Below are 1,962 nucleotides of genomic sequence, written 5' to 3'. Positions count from 1 at the left end.
GTGCCCCTCGGGCTGGCCGTGGCGGCCCTGGCGCGGGCGGACGCGCGGTCGGGCCGGGCGCTCGTGTTCTCCGGGGTCACCCGCAACTCGCTCGTGGTGCTGCCGCTGGCCCTGGCGCTGCCGCCGAGCCTGGACCCCGCCCCGCTCGTGGTGGTGACGCAGACGCTCGTGGAGCTCGTGGCGATGGCCGTCCTGGTGCGGCTCGTGCCCCGCCTGCTGCCGGAGCGGGCGGCGCCGACCGAGGAGGCTGCCCTCGCGGTGCGCCCGGAGCCGGACGTCACCGGATCGTGACCTGACCGGGCACGATGTCATCGTCTCGTGACCTGACCGGGCACGATGTCATCGTCTCGTGACCGGGATCACCGGGGCGGCTGGCTAGGGTGGAGGGCATGAGCCCTTCATTCGTGTCCTCGGCCCGCCGCCGTCGCCACGGCGGCCTGGCCTCGGCAGCGCTGTTCCACCCGCTCGTGGAGGCCGCCACCGGCGCCCTCCCCGTCATCGACCCCGCCACCGGCCGGCCGGTGGACTCCGCCGACGCCCGCCCCGGGTCCGCGCCCGCGATTCCTGCACAGGGCACCGAAGAGCGCCGCTCCTCCCCGGAGGCCGGTTCCGCTCGGGGCTGAGCGCCCCGCCGCCTCCCTAGAATGGTCCGCATGGCCGGACTGATCTTGCGCAAGGACATCGACCTCGTCCGCGAGCGCACTGACTTGAAGGCCGTGGTGGAGGAGTTCGTCACGCTGCGCTCCGCGGGCGTCGGATCGTTCAAGGGCCTGTGCCCGTTCCACGACGAGCGCACCCCCTCCTTCCACGTGCGCCCCGGCGTCGGCACCTACCACTGCTTCGGCTGCGGCGAGCACGGGGACGTCATCAGCTTCCTCATGGAGCTCGAGCACACCACCTTCACGGAGACCGTGGAGCGGCTGGCCGCCCGCGTGGGCGTCGAGCTGCACTACGAGGACGGCGGCACCGGCCCGGACAAGGCGGAGACGGGGCGCCGTCGTCGCCTGTTGGAGGCCAACAAGGTCGCGGACGAGTTCTACCGGCGCGCCCTGGGCTCGGCCGAGGCGCAGACCGGCCGGGACTTCCTCACGCAACGCGGCTTCACCCAGGAGCACGCCGAGCAGTTCGGGCTGGGCTACGCCCCGCAGGGCTGGTCCCACCTGCTGGACCACCTGCGCCAGAAGGGGTTCCGGGACGAGGAGCTGCGCGCCTCCGGGCTGTTCTCCGAGGGCCAGCGCGGCCTGTACGACCGCTTCCGAGGCCGCCTGCTGTGGCCCATCCGGGACATGACGGGCGCGACCATCGGCTTCGGCGCCCGCAAGCTCTACGACGACGACCCCGGCCCCAAGTACCTGAACACCCCCGAGACCCCGCTCTACAAGAAGTCCCAGGTGCTCTACGGGATCGACCTGGCCAAGCGGACCATCGCCAAGGAGCGCCAGCTCGTGCTGGTGGAGGGCTACACGGACGTCATGGCCGCGCACCTGGCCGGCGTCGGCACCGCGGTGGCCACGTGCGGCACCGCGTTCGGCGCGGACCACATCAAGGTGGCACGCCGCCTGATCTCCGACGACGGCACGGGCGGCGAGGTGATCTTCACTTTCGACGGGGACGAGGCCGGGCAGAAGGCCGCGCTCAAGGCGTTCGACGAGGACCACCGGTTCCTCGCCAAGACCTATGTGGCCGTGGAGCCCAGCGGGATGGACCCGTGCGACCTGCGCATGCAGCAGGGGGACGAGGCCGTGCGCGCGCTGATCGCCTCCCGGCGCCCGCTATTCGAGTTCGCCATCCGGGCCGGCCTGAAGGACTACGACCTGGACACGGTGGAGGGCCGCGCCGGCGCCCTGCGGCACGCCGCGCCCATCGTGGCCGGCATCAAGGACGCCGTGCTGCGCCCGGGCTACGAGCGCGAGCTGGCGGGCTGGCTCGGCCTCGACCCCAACGCGGTGCACCGCGCCGTGG

General features: G+C 73.0%; 2 protein-coding genes and 1 pseudogene. All 3 read left to right on the top strand.

Annotation, left to right across the window (positions count from 1 at the left end):
• Nucleotides 1-291, top strand: a pseudogene (locus NWP10_RS11775) (arsenic resistance protein); the annotation flags it as partial.
• Nucleotides 292-389: 98 nt separating this feature from the next.
• Nucleotides 390-623 (top strand): hypothetical protein, encoded by a 234-nt coding sequence (locus NWP10_RS11770; protein WP_258301026.1) that lies wholly within the window; start codon nucleotides 390-392, stop codon nucleotides 621-623.
• A 30-nt stretch (nucleotides 624-653) separates the two neighbouring features.
• The coding region (dnaG, locus tag NWP10_RS11765) for a DNA primase (protein WP_258301025.1) at nucleotides 654-1,962 on the top strand (1,309 nt) is incomplete at its 3' end.

Source organism: Micrococcus sp. HG099 (assembly GCF_024723355.1).
GTDB classification, from domain to species: Bacteria; Actinomycetota; Actinomycetes; order Actinomycetales; family Micrococcaceae; genus Micrococcus; species Micrococcus endophyticus.
Note: the sequence above shows the minus strand (reverse complement) of the source record. Positions and strands in the feature narration are given on the sequence as shown.

Coding starts and splice junctions, on each gene's coding strand:
- NWP10_RS11770 (WP_258301026.1), top strand. CDS start 390: ATGAGCCCTTCATTCGTGTCCTCGGCCCGCCGCCGTCGCCACGGCGGC.